This is a genomic window from Allobosea sp. UNC402CLCol (assembly GCF_000745475.1).
Lineage (GTDB): Bacteria > Pseudomonadota > Alphaproteobacteria > Rhizobiales > Beijerinckiaceae > Allobosea > Allobosea spartocytisi.
The window spans coordinates 162837-179130 of the sequence record NZ_JQJJ01000010.1; the positions used below are offsets into that span (position 1 = coordinate 162837).

Genomic DNA, 16294 nt, shown 5'->3' on the forward strand with positions numbered 1-16294 from the left:
CTCGGGTCAAGCCCGAGAATGACGGCGCTAGTCCAGGATTCGCGTCTCGTAGGCGTAGAGCTGGCGGTAGCCGAGGCTGCGATAGAGGCTGATTGCGATGGCGTTGCTCTGCTCGACCTGCAGATAGGCGCTGTGGCAATCCATGGCGCCGGCCCAGCCCATCAACCCGGCGACGATCCGGCGGCCCAGCCCCTTGCCGCGATGGGCGGGATCGACGCAGATCAGCCCGATCTCGGCCATGCCGCGCTCCGCCACCGCCATGCCGAAGGCGACAGGCTCGCCCTCGACCAGCCATGAGGCGAAGGCGGCGGGCAGGCGGACCTTCTCGACGATGGCCGCCAGATTGCCCGCATGCGTCTTCAGGCCGCTTTGGCGCGCAGCGACGCCGGCGATCCATTCCAGCTCGGGCCGGGCCTCGATCTGGAGCTCCGCCTCTTCGGAGACCGGGAGCCCGGCGAGCGGCGCGATCATGCCGAAAGAGGCGTCCTTGACCCTGTAACCGCGTGCCAGTACGGCCGCGCGGGTCGCCTCGGCGACGAGCGGGGTCAGCCGGATCGTGGGCGGCAAACCGTCGGCGCGGTAGAGCTCCTCGAGCATGTCGAGCATGGCATCGTCGAGCTCGGCGCCATAGGCGAGCGGCGTCGCCGAGTTGGCGCGGCCGGAATAGCCATTGGCGAAGCGCAGCACCCAGTCGCCGAGGACGAGCGTCGACAAGGCCGGCCAGGCATTGATGATCCGCCGCTCGCATTCCAGCGCGAGCCGGCTGTCCTCGTTCGTCGTCAGCATCATGCTCCTCCAGCCGGCTTGCGTGGCGTCGGCCGCCAGCCCGGCGGCGCCATCTCGAATCCCGAAAACGCGAAGCCCGGCGCGACCGTGCAGCCCACCAGCGTCCAGGCGCCGAGCGAGGTCGCGCTCTGCCACCAGCCGGCCGGCACCACGAATTGCGGGCGCTGGCCGGCAGCGAGATCGGTGCCGAGATGATGGGCCGAGGCGTCGTGGCCATTGGGCGAGACGGTGATGACCAGCGGCGCGCCAGCATAATGGTGCCAGATCTCGGCGGCATCGACGCGGTGCCATTCCGAGGTTTCGCCGGTGTCGAGCAGATAGTAGATCGCGGTCGAATGGCCGCGCCCTTCCGGGCCTTCCGCATCGCGGAAGGTCTCGCGGTAATGCCCGCCTTCGGGATGGGGCTTGAGGTCGAGCAGGCGGATCACCTCCGCCGCCGTCAGCCCTTCGAGGCGATGCGGCATGGTCAGAACTTGTTCTTGGCTTCGCGGAGCGCCGCGAAGACCTGGGAAGCCGGCTTTCCGGCGAGATGGACGGCGGCCGCCAGCGTGGGCTCGCCGGCGCGGAAGAAGGGGTTCGTCGCCTGTTCCTCGGCGATGGTGGTCAGCGCCCAGAAGCGGCCTTCGGCCTTGGCTGTCCCGGCCTCGGCGAAACGCGCGGCGAGCGCCGCGTTCGTCGGATCGACCGAGCGGGCGAAGCGGGCATTGGCGAGCGTGTAGTCATGGCCGGTGACGAGCCGGATGTCGCCGGGCAGCGCCATGATGCGCGAGAGCGAGGTCCACATCCGCTCCATCTGGCCGGGCTGGACCCGGCCGCAGCCCATGACGAAGACGACGTCGCCGACCAGCGCGATCTTGCTGCCCAGGCCGATATAGCTGAGATGGCCGTCGGAATGGCCGGGCGTGTGCCAGATCTCGAAGCGCTCGCCCGCCAGAGCCACGCTGTCGCCTTCGCCGATCACGCGGTCGAGCGGGGCGGATGTGCGGGCATCGGCCGGGCCGACGACGGTCGCGCCCGTCGCCTGCTTCACCTCGGCGACGCCTTGCGTATGGTCGTGATGGGCATGGGTGATGAAGATGTCGCTGATCGTCCAGCCCTTGGCCCTGGCGGCGGCGAGCATCTCGCCGGCATCGGGCACGTCCACCGCCGCGCAGGCACCTGTCGCGGGGTCGTGGAGCAGGGCGCCCGCATTGTCGCTGAGCGTGCGGAAGACATGGAGGTCGAGCGGCATGGCGGACTCCTGCGAGTGCGAACGGACGCCCTGCATGGGCCAAGGCCGCTTGTCGATCAACCCACCGGGCGCGCAGTGTCGTCGTGCAGTTGCTGCGGAAGCCGCCCTTGCGTTCGCGCGCGCGGCGTTCCATCTCAGGCGCCATGCCTCTCGACGTCGTCGACCTGCGCGCCTTCTACGCCAGCCCGCTCGGGCATGTGGCGCGACGCTTCATCGGCCGGGCCATGCTGCGCTTCTGGCCGGATTGCGACCGCCAGCGGCTGCTGGGGCTCGGCTTCTCCACGCCCTATCTCTCCGTGCTCGGCATCGAGGCCGAACGCGCCATCGCCTTCATGCCGGCGGCGCAAGGCGTGGTGAACTGGCCCTCGCCGGGGCTTTCCGCCTCGGCGCTGGTCGAGCCGACCCTGCTGCCGCTGCCGACCGCCTCGATCGACCGGGTCGTGCTCGTCCATGCGCTGGAGGAGACCGAAAGCCCCGACGACCTGCTGGAAGAGGTTTCGCGCGTGCTCAATCCCGGCGGGCGGATGATCCTGGTGGTGCCCAACCGGCGCGGCCTCTGGGCGCGCATGGACGGCACGCCCTTCGGGCAGGGCCGTCCGTTCAGCCGCCGCCAGCTCTCGGCGCTGATGCGCGCCGCCGAATTCTCGCCCGAGCACTGGGCTGAGGTGCTCTATGTGCCGCCGCTGCAGCGGCGGATCCTGATGCGTTCGGCCTATGCCTGGGAGCAGATCGGGCTCGGGCTGTCGCTGCCCTTCGCCGGGGTCCATGTCATCGACGCGACCAAGCAGTTCTACCGGCGCGCGCCGCTGCGCGCGACGCGGCGCAGCTTCGCGCTCAGGCCCATCCTGCTGCCGCAGCCCGCGCCGACGCCGCGCGCCGCGAAGCCTTCCGGCAGCGCGGGACTGGAATTCCCGTCACCTCGAAAACCCCATGCGGGTTGACAATTTCGCCGGGTCGCGGACATGGTCCGCCGCCTTTCGAGCCCCGGTTTCATGCGAAACCGCCGATCCGTGCCGAACCCGGCGCGGAAGCTGAACTGGATCACGATGCGTAGCTATCTGGATTTCGAGAAACCGGTCGCCGAGCTCGAGGCGAAGTCGGACGAGTTGCGGGCTCTCGAGGCGCGTGGCGACGGCATCTCGTTGTCGGAAGAGATCGGCAAGCTCGACGCCAAGGCGAACCAGGCGCTCAAGGAAATCTATGCGGCGCTGACGCCCTGGCAGAAGACGCTGGTGGCGCGCCATCCGCAGCGGCCGCATTTCAAGGATTACTGCGCCGCGCTGATCGAGGAGTTCACGCCGCTCGCGGGCGATCGCGCCTTTGGGGAAGACGAGGCGATCGTCGGCGGCTTCGGCCGCTTCCGCGGCGAGGCGGTCTGCGTCATCGGCCAGGAGAAGGGCGATTCGACCGAGACCCGCATCCGGCACAATTTCGGCATGCCGAAGCCCGAGGGCTATCGCAAAGCGGTGCGGCTCGTCGAGATGGCCGGCCGCTTCGGCCTGCCGGTGCTGAGCTTCGTCGACACCGCCGGCGCCTATCCGGGCATCGATGCCGAGGAGCGCGGCCAGGCCGAGGCCATCGCCCGCTCGACGGAAGCCTGGCTCGGCCTGCCCACAGCCAGCGTCGCGCTGGTGATCGGCGAGGGCGGTTCGGGCGGGGCGATCGCGATCGCGGCGGCGAGCCGCGTGCTGATGCTCGAGCATGCGATCTATTCGGTGATCTCGCCGGAAGGCGCGGCCTCGATCCTCTGGCGCGACACGGCGCGCGCGCAGGACGCCGCCACCGGCATGAAGATCACGGCGCAGGACCTGCTCAGGTTCGGCGTCATCGACGGAATCGTCTCTGAGCCGACCGGCGGCGCCCACCGCGACAAGCAGGCGGCGATGACGCGGGCGGGGGACGCCATCGCGGCGGCGCTCGCCGATTTCGCCGGCCTCGACGGCGCCGCGATCGTCGACAAGCGGGCGGAAAAATTCCTCGGGATCGGGCGCCATCTCTGAAAGCGTTGATTTCGCGCCTGCGAAACGGCGGCGTCTTTACCGGGCATTGACCATGTGGCCAGACTCAGGGAGCCTATGGTAAGGAACCCTCAAGGCTAACGCTTCTAAAACAGGACGACGGCACAATTTAGCCGTCTTGCGAAGTCACAGGTCGCGCCCCGGCCTGCCGTTCGATGGGATTGACGACGTGGCACTGAAGCAACTCGCGCTCGTGGCTTTTGTTGCATTGACCCTGGCGGCTTGCGAGGAAGAGCGTTATCGCGGCGCCGGTCGGCACAACATCCCGATTCCGTCGGCGACCTATGCGCTGATGTCCGAGAAGGGCATGAGCAAGGACCAGCCGATCCTGATCCGCTCCTACAAGAAGGAGTCGGAGCTCGAGGTCTGGAAGCGCAAGGCCGATGGCCGCTACGCCCTGCTCAAGACTTTTCCCATGTGCCGCTGGTCGGGCCAGCTCGGCCCGAAGGTGCGCGAGGGCGACCGCATGGCGCCGGAGGGCTTCTACGCCATCGCGCCGCAGCAGATGAACCCGAACTCGTCCTATTACGTCTCGTTCAACATGGGCTATCCCAACGCCTATGACCGGGCCCATGGCCGCACCGGCGCGCATCTGATGGTGCATGGCGCCTGCTCCTCGGCCGGCTGCTACTCGATGACGGATGACCAGATCGGCGAGATCTACGCGCTGGTGCGCGAGGCGCAGAACGCCGGCCAGAAGGCCGTGCAGATGCAGGCCTTCCCCTTCCGCATGACGGCGAAGAACCTCGCCCAGCACCGGCTCGATCCGAACATCGCCTTCTGGAAGAACCTGAAGGAAGGCTCGGACTATTTCGAAGTCGTGAAGGACGAGCCGGCGGTGTCCGTCGTCGGCGGCCGCTATGTCTTCAATGGCGGCTCGGAGCCGGCCGAGGTTGCCGCGAAGGAACGCCAGGACGCGGTCGAGGTCGCTGCCCTCGTCGCCAAGGGCACGCCGGCGATCCGACTCGTCTATGACGACGGCGACCAGCATAATTCGTTCAAGCAGGCGCTGATGGCCGGCGGCGCCGATGCGCTCAACCGCAGGGCGTCCTGGGCGTCGCGGGATGTCGGCATCAGCCGCGAGGATGCGCTGGCCTCGGGGCCGAGCGTGGTCGTGCTCGACGACAAGGGCAGGGCGAAAGGCACGGCGCGCGCCGCTTCGGCGGATGACGGCGCGGTGATGGCTGCGGTTGCCGCCGCCGCGCCGGCCGAGGTTGCCAAGCCCGAGCCCAGCAAGCCCGAACCGGCAAAGGCCGAGACCAAGCCGTTCACCGCCCCGGCGACGACCCAGCTCGCGCGGATCCAGCCCGGCAAGGCCGAGCAGGCGCCAGTGCTGGCCAGCACCACCTCGGTGCCGGTGGCCGCGCCGGCCGAGGAGAGCAAGCCCTTCCTGCAGCGCGCGCTGAGCTTCATGCCGACATTCGGCGGCTCCTCCAGCACGAGCGGGCAGAGCACCGCTGCGGTGGAAGTGCCGGTCGAGGTCACCGTGCCGGCAAATCCGACCAATATCCGCGCCCCGCTGCCGCCGCGACGGGCGACGAACCTGCGCACCAGCAGCCTGGACCAGTCGCCGGCCGCCTATGCCAGCCAGCCGGTCACGCGCTGATCGCGGTCGTTTCCGGCGTTTTGGGTATGTGACGGAACTGCAACAGTTCCCGATCAAATGATCTGAGCCTGTTTTGCAGGCGCGAAGGCCCCCGTTTCGGGGGCTTTTGCTTATTTGGCGGGCAGGCTGCCGAAAAGCTCGTCTTGCCGAAAATCCCCCGTGCCCTGCTTGATTGTGGCGAAAGCGCGACCAAGGCGCGGTGAGGGGTGCTGGGCGATGGTTCTGGATCTTTTTCGGTCTTCGGTGTTGGGATTTGGCATTTCGACCGTCTTGGCGGCCGGTGCGCTCGCTTCGGACCTGCCCAGCAAGAAAGGGGCGCCGCCCGCTCCGGTCGTGCCGGCGATCACCTGGTTCGACATCGCGGTCAATGTGAAGGGCCAGACCGACTATAATTTCCGCGGTATCTCGCAGACCGATCGCAGGCCGGGCTTCGGCGCCGGCGCCGAGCTGCAGGTCTACAACAATCTGTTCTATGCCGGCATCTACGGCTCCAGCGTCGATCTGGCGACCAAGCCGAGCGCGGAAGTCGACTTCTACGGCGGCATCCGTCCGAAGTTCGGCGATCTCGCCTTCGATTTCGGCGTGATGCAGTACTACTATCCGCGCGAAAAGCAGCTGATCGACTTCGCCGGCACCTACTGGACGCCGAAGAACACCGATTACACCGAGGTTTATGGCAAGGTGTCCTACACCTTCGCCGAGAGCCTCACGCTCGGCGCGAACGTCTTCTACGCCTGGGATTGGCTCGGCACCGGCGCCGACGGCACCTATGCCTCGGTCACGGCGAAATACGCCCTGCCCTTCCTCGAAGGGCTGTCGGTCTCGGGCGAGCTCGGCCATTACTGGCTCGGCAGGACCAATCTGGCGATCTGGTCGACCAATCCGCCGACCAACCTGCCCGACTACACCTACTGGAACGCCGGCGTCTCCTACACCTGGAAGAACGTCACGGCGGATCTGCGCTACCACGACACGACGCTGTCGAAGACCGAGTGCTTCGCGCTGACCGCCGATCCGAGCGGGATCTACTCGGGCAGCGGCCGCTCGAAATGGTGCGGCGCCGCCGTGGTCGGCACGCTCTCCTTCGACATCACGGCCAGCAGCCTCGGCATCTTCGCACAGCAGTAAGCCGGGCTCTCATTGTCCATCGCGAAGGGCCGCCCGTTCGGGCGGCCCTTTTGCGTCAGCTTTCCAGCGCCTTGGCGACGCGGCGCATCATCTCGCCGATGGCGTTGCATTCGTCCTCGCTCAGCACCGTCATCATCGCCTCGATCTCGGCGACATGGATCGCCATCGCCTTGCGGGTCAGAGCCTCGCCCTCCGGCGTGAGCCAGAGCCTGCGCACGCGCCGGTCCGCCTCGTCGCCGCGCCGCTCGATCAGCCCGCGCCGCTCCAGCACCGGCAGCAGCATGCTCATGGCGCTGCGCCCGACCAGCAGCTTCCCGGCCAGGGCCTGCTGCGTCAGGCCGGGCACGTGGAAGATGTTGGCGAGCACGTCATAATGGGCGACCTGGATGTCGAGCGGCGCCAGCGCCTCGCCGAAGGCCTTTTCCCAGAGCGTGTGGACGCGGGCGACCGAAATCCAGTTGCGGAAACGCGGCAGATCCCAGGGCAGAAGCTGGCGTTCCGGCTCCGGCCTGGACCCCGCAGTCGAAGAGGGCTGGGAAGAGGCTTGCTTTTTGTTCATGGCTGAACATAATAGTTCAGCGTTGAACAGATTGGGCTCCATGCCATGGCCGACACCGCTCTCCGCCTCCTGCGTCCTCTGACCCGGGTCGCCAGCTTCGTGGCGCCCGCGGCAACCGGCAGACTCGCCTTCCGTCTGTTCTGTACCCCGCCGCGCCGCCCGGCGCGAAACGAAAACGCGTCCGCCGGTGCGCGGAGCGCCGCGGGCCGCCTGGTGGAAGCGGAGGCGATGGCGGTTCCGTTCCCCTGCGGGAGCGTCACGGCCTATGTCTTCGCGCCGGTCGGGGCCAGCCAGCGCGGCACCGTGCTGCTGGTGCATGGCTGGAACAGCGAAGCGGCTTTCATGACCGCCTTTGCAGCGCCGCTGCGCGAAGCCGGCTTCCGCGTCGTGGCCTTCGACCTGCCGGCGCATGGCGCCTCGACGGGGCGGGTGCTGAACCTGCCGCTCGGGGTGGCCAGCCTGGCGGCGGTGGCGCGCGCCTTCGGGCCGCTGCATGCGATCGTGACGCATTCCTTCGGCGGGGCGATCGCGCTCGCGGCGCTGGCGGGCTCGGTTCCTGGCCAGCCTCCGGTGAGTGCCGGGCGTCTCGCGATGATCGCCGCGCCCTCCTCGATCAAGCAGATCACGCGGCGGTTCGGCGCCGGCATCGGGCTCGGCCGGCGCGGCCAGGCGGCGCTCGAACGGCGCATCCATGTCGTCGCCGGCAATCCGGTCGAGGCTTTCGAGGGGCCGGCGCAGCTCGCCGCGATCGGCGTGCCGACCCTGGTCGTCCATGACCGGCAGGATCGCGAGCTCGATTTCCGCCATGCCGAGGCGCTGGCGGCGGCAGGCTCCTTCGTCGACCTGGAGGAGACGAGCGGCTTCGGCCATCGCCGCATCCTGCAGGCGAAGCCGGTGATCGAGAGCGTCACGCGCTTCGTCGGTAGCGAAGAGCGTTAGAGTATTTCCGCGTTTCTCCGAATCGCAGAAATGCCCTATCTCTTTGTTTTAACGCATTTTCTTCACGCGAGCCGGTGTCCACTTCGCTCGAAAATGCTCTAGCTTGCCTCAGAGCCAGCCCATCAATTCGCGCTGCACGACTTCGGCGATGACGTCGATACCCTCGGCGGAATCGTTGAGGCAGGGCAGATAGGCGAATTTTTCGCCGCCATTGTGCAGGAAGATCTCGCGGTTCTCGCCGTCGAGCTCCTCAAGCGTCTCCAGGCAATCGGCCGAGAAGCCCGGCGCCACGATCGCCATCGACTTCTTCCCGGCCAGCGCCAGCGCCTTCACCGTCTCGTCGGTATAGGGCTGCAACCATTCGTCCGGCCCGAAGCGCGACTGGAAGGTCAGCGGGAAACGCTCCTCGGAGAGGCCGAGCTCGGCGCGCAGCAGCCGCCAGGTCTTCACGCATTGGCAGTAATAGGGGTCGCCTTTGAGCAGGTAGTCCTTCGGCATGCCGTGGAAGGAGCAGAGGAGGACCTCCGGCTCGAAATCGAGCTTGGCCAGCGATGCCCGCATCGAGCGGGCGAGCGCGCCGATATAGGCGGGGTCGTCGTGATAGGGCGGCGAGACGCGCACCGCCGGCTGCCAGCGCATCTGCATCAGCGCGCGGAAGGCCTGGTCGCAGGCCGTGGCCGAGGTTGGCGCGGCATATTGCGGATAAAGCGGCACCAGCAGGATGCGGTCGCAGCCCTGGTCGAGCAGGGCCTTCAAACGGCTCTTCACATCGGGCAGGCCGTAGCGCATCGCCCAGTCGAAGACGACGCGCTCGCCGGCCAGCGGCTTCAGGCGCTCTGCAAGCTGCTCGGTCTGCGAGCGCGTGATGGTCTTGAGCGGACCCTCATTGCGCTCGTTGTTCCAGATCGAGGCGTAGTCCTTGCCTTTGCGGCCCGGCCGCGTCGACAGGATGATCAGGTTGAGGATCGGCCACCATTTCCAGCGCGGCTCCTCGATGACGCGCCGGTCCGAGAGGAACTCCTTGAGATAGGCGCGCATCGGCCAGTAGCCGGTGCCTTCCGGTGTGCCGAGATTCATCAGCAGCACGCCGATGCGGCCGTATCGGGCTTGCGGGTGATCCGGCGGGAGCGGAACGGCTTCGCGGGCCGGGGCCGTGGCGATGTCAGCAGTCATGAGCGCAGGCTCTCCTTGCGCTCGTGATTTAGACGAGTTCGCGCTTTCGTCCAGCCTTGAAGAGAGGGGACGGGCCGGGTGCGACATCGCCGACAGGCAGGTCCGGGGCCGAAAGGCATCTGGTCAGCGCGGCGCGTCTCTTGCTAGTCTGGACACCTTCTCAAGAGGGGCGCCCGCCATGACAAAGCTGACACGTCGCAAAGCCCTCGGCGTTCTTGCCGCCCCTGCGGCCCTTGCCGCGACGGCGCCCGCCGCGATGGCGCAGCAGCCGGCGCCGAGCTTCACGCTGCTGCTGGTCAACGACATCTACAAGATGAGCGACGACAAGGGCCGCGGCGGCTTCGCGCGCGCCGCCGGCATCGCCAAGGCGGAGCGCGCCAAGGGCGTGCCGGTGCTGTTTTGCCATGCCGGCGACTGCTACTCGCCCTCGCTGATGTCGGGCTTCGACCAGGGCGCGCATATCGTCGCGATGCAGAACAAGATGGGCCTCGACGTCTTCGTGCCGGGCAATCACGAGTTCGATTTCGGCAAGGAGAACTATCTCAAGCTCGTCGCCGCGCAGACCTATCCGACCTTCGCCGCCAATCTGCGCGATGCGGCCGGCAACCCGCTGCCCGGCCACAAGGACAGCCAGATCTTCGAGCTCGGCGGCATCAAGGTCGGCGTCATCGGCACGGCCTATGATCCGACGCCGCAGATCTCCAATCCCGGCGACCTGAAATTCTCCTCGACCATGGAGGCGCTCAAGCGCGAGGCCAGGGCGCTGAGGGGGCAGGGCGCCGATATCCTCGTCGCCGTCGTCCATGCCGACCGGGCGATGGACAACGAGATCGTGCGCTCGCGCGTCGTCGACGTCCTGCTCACCGGCCACGACCACGACCTCGCCATCGCCTATGACGGCAAGGTGGTGATGGTGGAGTCGAACGAGGAGGGCAATTACGTCACTGCCATCGACATCGCGGTCAGCATCAAGGGCGAGGGCGCGGCGCGGCAGGTGACGTGGAGCCCGACCTTCCGGGTCAACGATTCCCGCTCGGCGACGCCGGACCCGGAGGTCGCGGCCATCGTCAAGGGCTACGAAGGGGAACTCTCGAAGGAGCTCGACGTCGATGTCGCCAAGCTCAACGTGCCGCTCGACTCGCGCACGGGCGTCATCCGCACGCAGGAGGCGGCGATCGGCAACCTGATCGCGGACGCGATCCGGGCCGCCACCGGCGCGCAGCTCGCCATCACCAATGCCGGCGGCATCCGCGCCAACAAGCAATATGCGGCCGGCACGACGCTGACGCGGCGCGACGTGCTGAGCGAACTGCCCTTCGGCAATGCCACCGTCATGGTCGAGATCACCGGCAAGGACGTGAAGGACGCGATCGAGAACGGGCTTTCGCCGGCGCCGCAGGGCTCGGGCAAGTTTCCGGTCGTGTCAGGGCTGAAGTTCGAGGCGGATATCAAGCAGCCGGTCGGCTCGCGCGTCACTGCGCTCACCCTGACCGACGGCACGCCGATCGACCCGGCCGGCAAATACACCGTCGCCTCCAACAACTTCATGCTCGAAGGCGGCGACGGCTATACCGCGCTCGGCCGCGGCAAGACGCTGATCGGCCTGACCGACGGCAAGCTGATGGCCAATGAGGTGATGGTCTATCTGCGCCGGCTCGGGACGATCGACGCCAAGGTCGAGGGGCGGGCGGTCTTGAAGTGAGCTGCAGCAAGGCGCTCGCGGCTTTCCTGGCGAGCGGGAATTCCCGGGGCTGGCGCGACCTGCCGGTCTTTGCTCCCGGTGCGGAGGCTGCACGCGCCTGCGCCGCCGTGGATGCCGAGCGGGCTGCGGGCCATGTCGTGGCGCCGGCCCCGGAACGGGTGTTCGCGGCGCTCAGCCTGACACCGCTCGATGCGGTTCGCGCCGTCATCCTTGGACAGGACCCCTATCCGACGCCCGGCCATGCCAACGGGCTCGCCTTCTCCTATGTCGGGCCGCCGCCGCTGCCGCGCTCGCTCGTCAATATCTACAAGGAGCGCGCGGAGGATCTCGGGCTACCGGCGCCGGGCGATGGTGACCTGACGCGCTGGGCGCAGCAGGGCGTGCTGCTGCTCAACACGGCGCTGACCGTGCGCGAGGGCGCGAGCAAGGCGGGTTCGCATCTTCAATTGGGCTGGGGCAAGGTCACCGACGAGATCATCGCCGCCATCGCGCGGATGCGGCCGCATGTCGTCTTCCTGCTCTGGGGCGCGCCGGCGCAGACGAAGCGGCCGCTGATCGACGAGAGCCGGCATCTGGTCATCGCCAGCGCCCATCCGTCGCCGTTGTCGGCAAGGCGGGGATTTTTTGGGTCGAAGCCGTTCAGCCGGGCGAATGCCTGGCTGGAGGAGCAGGGGGAAAAGGCGATCGACTGGTGAGGGGCGCCTTCCTTCTCCCGCAAGGGGGGAAGGGAGCGCGCAGGCTTCGGAGGCGGTCGCTACCCTACCGGTCGCTCGTCCGCGATGACCTTGCCGTCGTTCGGCAGGGCGCCGAGCGGCAGGATCTCGACTGCGCCCTTGAGCTTGGTCACCTGCTGCAGCGTCGAGGACATTGCGTCGACCAGCCCGGCCGGCTCGGCATAAATCTCGGCCTTCAGGGTCATGGTGTCGACCTCGTCGGCGCGGCCGACAACGAGGCGGAGCTTGGCGATCTCGGCATGGCGCCTGGCGATCTCGGCGACCTGCTCGGGGCGCACGAACATGCCCTTGATCTTCGCCGTCTGGTCGGCGCGGCCCATCCAGCCCCTGATGCGGGTGTTGGTGCGTCCGCAGGCGCTGATGCCGGGCAGGACGGCGGTGAGATCACCGACGGCCAGCCGGATCTGCGGATGATGCGGGTCGAGATTGGTGACGACGACCTCGCCGACCTCGCCCTCCGGGACCGGGTCGCCGGTGCCGGGGCGGACGATCTCGACGATCAAATTCTCGTTGAGGACCATGCCCTCGCGGGCCGAGGTCTCATAGGCGATGACGCCGATATCGGCGGTGGCATAGAGCTGGTAGGCGTCGATGCCGCGCTCCCTGACCCAGGCCTGGAGCGAGGGTGGGAAGGCCGCGCCGGAGACGACGGCGCGCTTGATCGAGGCAATGTCGACGCCGCGGGCATCGGCGGCCTCGATCAGGATCTTGAGGAAGTCGGGTGTGCCGGCATAGGCGCTCGGGCGGTAGGCCGCGATCACCTCCATCTGCTGCTCGGTATTGCCGGGACCTGCCGGGATGACGGCGCAGCCGGCGGCACGCGCGGCCGAGTCCATGATGAAGCCGCCCGGCGTCAGATGATAGCTCAGCGTGTTCAACACGATGTCGCCCGGCCGGAAGCCGGCGGCGACGAGCCCGCGCGCGGCACCCCAGGCGTCGCTCGCCGTGCCTTCCGGCTCGAAGATCGGGCCGGGCGAGGTGAAGAGCCGCCCGAAGGAGCCGGGAGCGGAGGGGACGAGGCCGCCAAAGGGCAGGAAGGCCTTCTGCAGGGCCGGAAGATCGGCCTTGCGCAGGATCGGCAGGCGGGCCAGCGCCTTGCGGTCGGTGATCCCGGCGGGGTCGATGCCGCTGAGACGCTCGGCATAGGCCGGGGCGCGCATCGCAGCCGCAAGCAGCCCCGGCAGGCGCGCGAAGAGATCGGCCTCGCGAATCTCGGGGGGACGGGTCTCCAGATCGTCGTGATGCGCGTTCATCTGTCGGGTCCCAGGTCGTGATCTCGTTCGGGGCCGCGCCGTCAGCGGATGACGCGCAGCAGGCGCAGGAAATTGAGCAGGCCGATCAGCGCGCCGGCGACATAGGTGAGGGCCGCAGCCCGCAGCACGCCGCGGGCGGCAGGCAAGTCGTGCCGGTCGAGATAGCCGTCCCCGGCGAGGATCGGCAGCGCCTTGCCGAAGCTGGCGTCGAATTCGAGCGGCAGCGTCACCAGATGCACGATGAGCCCGATGCCGAGCAGCGCCACGGCAAGGCCGAACTGCATCAGGCCCAAGGCCGGCAGATGCGTCACCGCCGCGACCAGCGGGGCGGTGATCAGGATCGCCATGGCGACCTTGTCGACGATCCCCATCGTGCGGGCGAGCATGCTGCGCGCCGCGAGCAGCGTGCTGCCTTCCGCATGCTGGATGGCGTGGCCGACCTCATGGGCGGCCACCGCAACGGCCGTGATCGAACGGCCGTCATGGTTGTCGCGCGAGAGGCGCACGGTGCGCGCCTCCGGATCGTAGTGATCGCCGCCCTCGGTGGTCTCCACCGCGACGGCGCCGAGCTGGAAGCGGTCGAGCAGATGCCGCGCCAGTTCGCCGCCGGTTCCCGGCAGGTCCGGCCGGGCGACGGCATGGCGGCTCATCTGGCTGCGGACCCAGGCCTGTGGCCCGAAGATCAGCAGGAGAACCAGCAGGGCTGCCACGGCGTAGAGCATGGTGATCGACCGTCGAACCCGTCCCGTCTCAGGAGAGCCAGCGCTTGCGGCGCTTGTAGCTCTTCACCTCGCGGAAGGACTTCTTGTCGCCTTCCGCCACGCCGAGATAGAATTCCTTCACGTCCTCGTTCTCGCGCAGCATCTTCGCGTCGCCATCCATGACGACGCGGCCGGTCTCCATGATATAGCCATAGGTGGCATAGCGCAGCGCCATATTGGTGTTCTGCTCGGCAACGAGGAAGGATACCCCTTCATCGGCGTTGAGCTGGCGCACGATCTCGAAGATCTCCTCGACGATCTGCGGGGCGAGACCCATCGAGGGCTCGTCGAGCAGGATCATCTTGGGGTTCGACATCATCGCCCGGCCTATGGCGCACATCTGCTGTTCGCCGCCGGAGGTATAGCCGGCCTGCGAGGTCCGCCGCTGCTTCAGCCGCGGGAACAGCGTGTAGATCTTCTCAAGGTCGCGCTTGATCGCGGCATTGCCGTCGCGGCGGGTGAAGGCGCCGGTCAGCAGATTCTCCTCGATCGAGAGATGGCCGAAGCAGTGGCGGCCTTCCATGACCTGGATGCAGCCGCGCCGGACGAGCTCGTTCGGCGAGAGCTTGTCGACGCGCTCGCCGTCGAAGACGATCGAGCCCTTGGTGACCTCGCCGCGCTCCGCCTTGAGCAGGTTGGAGATCGCCTTCAGCGTCGTGGTCTTGCCGGCGCCGTTGGCGCCGAGGATCGCGACGATGCCCTGGCGCGGCACGGTGAGCGAGACGCCCTTCAGCACCAGCACGACATGGTCGTAGATGACCTCGATATTGTTGAGCGACAGGATGGTGTCGCGCGCGGTCGCTGCGGCCGGTTTTTCGAGGGTGGCGGTCGACATCTCACACTCCTTCCTTCTCCCCTCGGGGGAGAAGGTGGCCCGGCGGAGCCGGGTCGGATGAGGGACATGACGGATGAGAACGGAGCAAGTCTGCCCTCATCCGTCTGCTTCGCAGACACCTTCTCCCCGAGGGGAGAAGGAAGGCGGGGGCGGCGCGAACCGCCCCCTTTGTCGTCAGGACGACTTCTCGCAGGACTCCGAGCGCTTCGGCCAGTTGCCGGCCTTCTCGACATAGTCCTTGGCGTTGGATTCGATGAGCGGACGGACCTCGTCCTTCATCGGCTCGACCCAGTCGGCCTTCTTGGTCCATTTGGTGCCGTCCCACTCGGAGACGAACATCTTGCTGTGGCCGGAATGGTCGGTGCAGGAGATCGTCGTCGGCGTGACGAAGCCGCCGAGCCCGATCTCCTTCAGGCGCGCCTCGGTCAGGTTGAGCGATTCCAGGCCGCGGCGCATGTCCTGCGCGTCGATCACCTTCTTGCCGGTGAGCTTCTGCGCGTTGCGGACGCCCTCGACGACGAGCATCGCGTTGTAGACGCCGCGGTTGTAGAGGGCCTCGCCGACCTTTTCCTTCGGCGTCGTGCTTTTGCCCTTGTCGACCACGAATTTCAGGATGTCCTGCATCGCGGGCGCCTCGGTGCCGGCGAGCGTCCAGCTCAGCGAAGAGTAGCCCTTGGCCTGCTCGCCGCCGGCACGGGCGTCGTCGTCGCCGCCGGCCCACCAGACGCCGACGAACTTGTTCATCGGGAAGTTGTTCTTGGCGGCTTCCTTGACCGCGGTCGGGTTCATCGCCCCCCAGCCCTGGTTGTAGAGGAAGTCGGGCCGGTCACGCCGGATCGAGAGCCAGAGCGAGCCCTGGTTCTGCATGTCGGCCGCCGCCACCGGATAGAGCTTCAGCTCGAAGCCGTATTTCTTGGCGAGGTTCTCCAGAACCGGGATCGGCTCCTTGCCGAAGGGTGCGTCGAGATGGATCAGGCCGAGCTTCTTGCCCTTGAGCTTGTCGAGGCCGCCGAGCTCGGCCGCCATGTGCTTCACCATGACGGAGGCGCCGTCCCAATAGGTGAAGGGCGGGATGAAGACCCAGGGGAAGTTCGTGCCGTCGGCCGAAGCGGAGAGGCCATAGGCCATCGACAGGATCGGGATCTTGTCGACATGGGCGCGCGGGATCGCGGCGAGCGTCGCGCCGGTCGACCAGGGCGAGTAGACGATGGTGTTCTTCGCCTTGGCCTGCTCGTAGCACTCGATCGACTTCTTGGTGTCGTAGCCGGTCTCGCATTCCTCGTAGATGACCTTGACGCCGTTCACGCCGCCGTCGCGCTCGTTGATCATCGTGATGTAGTCGCGCATGCCGTCGCCGATCGGGATGCCTGAGCCCGAGAACGGGCCGGTGCGATAGGCGTTGTTGGCGAAATAGACGCTGTCCTGCGCATAACCCGGCGCGACGATGGCGGTGGCGGCCAAAAGGGCCCCGAGTCCGGCAGCTTTCATCAACTTGCTCGTCTTCATGGACTTCCTCCGTTCGTTTCCTCCGGGGCCGGTTCCAGCCGGTCCCGTCTTGCTTTTCGCCGG

Annotated in this window: 16 protein-coding genes; 7 read left to right on the plus strand and 9 right to left on the minus strand. The window is 67.6% G+C overall.

All coding sequences use genetic code 11. The annotated features are described in order from the left end of the window. Positions 1-27: 27 nt before the first annotated feature. The 3 genes from GY40_RS12785 to gloB are packed head-to-tail and all read right to left on the minus strand — an operon-like array spanning position 28 to position 2017. Positions 28-786 (minus strand): GNAT family N-acetyltransferase, encoded by a 759-nt coding sequence (locus GY40_RS12785; RefSeq protein ID WP_051987925.1) that lies wholly within the window; start codon positions 784-786, stop codon positions 28-30. Beyond that, positions 786-1250, minus strand: a complete 465-nt coding sequence (locus GY40_RS12790; protein ID WP_038362849.1) for a cupin domain-containing protein — start codon at positions 1248-1250, stop codon at positions 786-788. Before GY40_RS12790 ends, GY40_RS12785 begins: the two co-directional genes overlap by 1 nt. Positions 1251-1252: 2 nt before the next feature. Beyond that, complete coding sequence (gene gloB / locus GY40_RS12795; RefSeq protein WP_038364049.1) at positions 1253-2017, minus strand: hydroxyacylglutathione hydrolase; 765 nt, start codon at positions 2015-2017, stop codon at positions 1253-1255. A gap of 143 nt (positions 2018-2160) precedes the next feature. On the opposite strand from gloB, the gene GY40_RS12800 reads away from it, so the two are divergent. The 4 genes from GY40_RS12800 (at position 2161) to GY40_RS12815 (ending at position 6769) form a co-directional block, all read left to right on the plus strand. Next, a complete protein-coding gene (locus GY40_RS12800) occupies positions 2161-2958 on the plus strand; it encodes a class I SAM-dependent methyltransferase (RefSeq protein WP_051988149.1) in 798 nt (265 codons plus the stop codon). A gap of 105 nt (positions 2959-3063) precedes the next feature. After that, positions 3064-4017: an acetyl-CoA carboxylase carboxyltransferase subunit alpha gene (locus GY40_RS12805; protein WP_038364053.1), complete on the plus strand. Its 954-nt coding sequence runs from the start codon at positions 3064-3066 to the stop codon at positions 4015-4017. A 187-nt stretch (positions 4018-4204) separates the two neighbouring features. Beyond that, positions 4205-5641, plus strand: a complete 1437-nt coding sequence (locus GY40_RS12810) for a L,D-transpeptidase family protein (protein ID WP_197062746.1) — start codon at positions 4205-4207, stop codon at positions 5639-5641. Between the two features lie 216 nt (positions 5642-5857). Further along, positions 5858-6769 carry a TorF family putative porin gene (locus tag GY40_RS12815; protein ID WP_081925362.1) on the plus strand — a complete coding sequence of 304 codons (912 nt, stop codon included), beginning with the start codon at positions 5858-5860 and terminating at the stop codon, positions 6767-6769. Between the two features lie 55 nt (positions 6770-6824). On the opposite strand, the gene GY40_RS12820 is transcribed toward GY40_RS12815, so the two are convergent. Beyond that, a complete protein-coding gene (locus GY40_RS12820; protein WP_051987932.1) occupies positions 6825-7328 on the minus strand; it encodes a MarR family winged helix-turn-helix transcriptional regulator in 504 nt (167 codons plus the stop codon). A 228-nt stretch (positions 7329-7556) separates the two neighbouring features. Between GY40_RS12820 and GY40_RS12825 the strand changes: the two genes are divergently transcribed. Then, on the plus strand, positions 7557-8267 hold the full coding sequence (locus tag GY40_RS12825; RefSeq protein ID WP_166652904.1) for an alpha/beta hydrolase: 711 nt from the start codon (positions 7557-7559) through the stop codon (positions 8265-8267). A 108-nt stretch (positions 8268-8375) separates the two neighbouring features. Here GY40_RS12825 and hemH read toward each other — a convergent pair whose 3' ends face one another. Continuing rightward, positions 8376-9440: a ferrochelatase gene (hemH, locus tag GY40_RS12830; RefSeq protein ID WP_051987934.1), complete on the minus strand. Its 1065-nt coding sequence runs from the start codon at positions 9438-9440 to the stop codon at positions 8376-8378. Between the two features lie 178 nt (positions 9441-9618). Here hemH and GY40_RS12835 point away from each other — a divergent pair, with 178 nt between their 5' ends. Next, a complete protein-coding gene (locus tag GY40_RS12835; protein ID WP_038362851.1) occupies positions 9619-11142 on the plus strand; it encodes a bifunctional metallophosphatase/5'-nucleotidase in 1524 nt (507 codons plus the stop codon). Beyond that, entirely contained in the window at positions 11139-11837 is a 699-nt protein-coding gene (gene ung / locus GY40_RS12840; protein WP_038362852.1) for a uracil-DNA glycosylase, read from the plus strand. Before GY40_RS12835 ends, ung begins: the two co-directional genes overlap by 4 nt. Before the next feature lie 59 nt (positions 11838-11896). Here the strand turns inward: ung and GY40_RS12845 are convergent, their stop codons facing one another. The 4 genes from GY40_RS12845 to GY40_RS12860 all read right to left on the minus strand — a co-directional run bounded on the left by GY40_RS12845 (position 11897) and on the right by GY40_RS12860 (position 16231). Next, on the minus strand, positions 11897-13129 hold the full coding sequence (locus GY40_RS12845) for a phenylacetate--CoA ligase family protein (RefSeq protein ID WP_038362853.1): 1233 nt from the start codon (positions 13127-13129) through the stop codon (positions 11897-11899). 41 nt (positions 13130-13170) lie between these two features. Beyond that, the gene (locus GY40_RS12850; RefSeq protein ID WP_197062747.1) at positions 13171-13851 is read right to left on the minus strand and encodes a zinc metallopeptidase; all 681 of its coding nucleotides are present in this window, start codon (positions 13849-13851) and stop codon (positions 13171-13173) included. A 28-nt stretch (positions 13852-13879) separates the two neighbouring features. Next, positions 13880-14725, minus strand: a complete 846-nt coding sequence (locus GY40_RS12855; RefSeq protein ID WP_038362855.1) for an ABC transporter ATP-binding protein — start codon at positions 14723-14725, stop codon at positions 13880-13882. 174 nt (positions 14726-14899) lie between these two features. Then, on the minus strand, positions 14900-16231 hold the full coding sequence (locus GY40_RS12860) for an ABC transporter substrate-binding protein (protein ID WP_051987937.1): 1332 nt from the start codon (positions 16229-16231) through the stop codon (positions 14900-14902). Positions 16232-16294 lie beyond the last annotated feature (63 nt).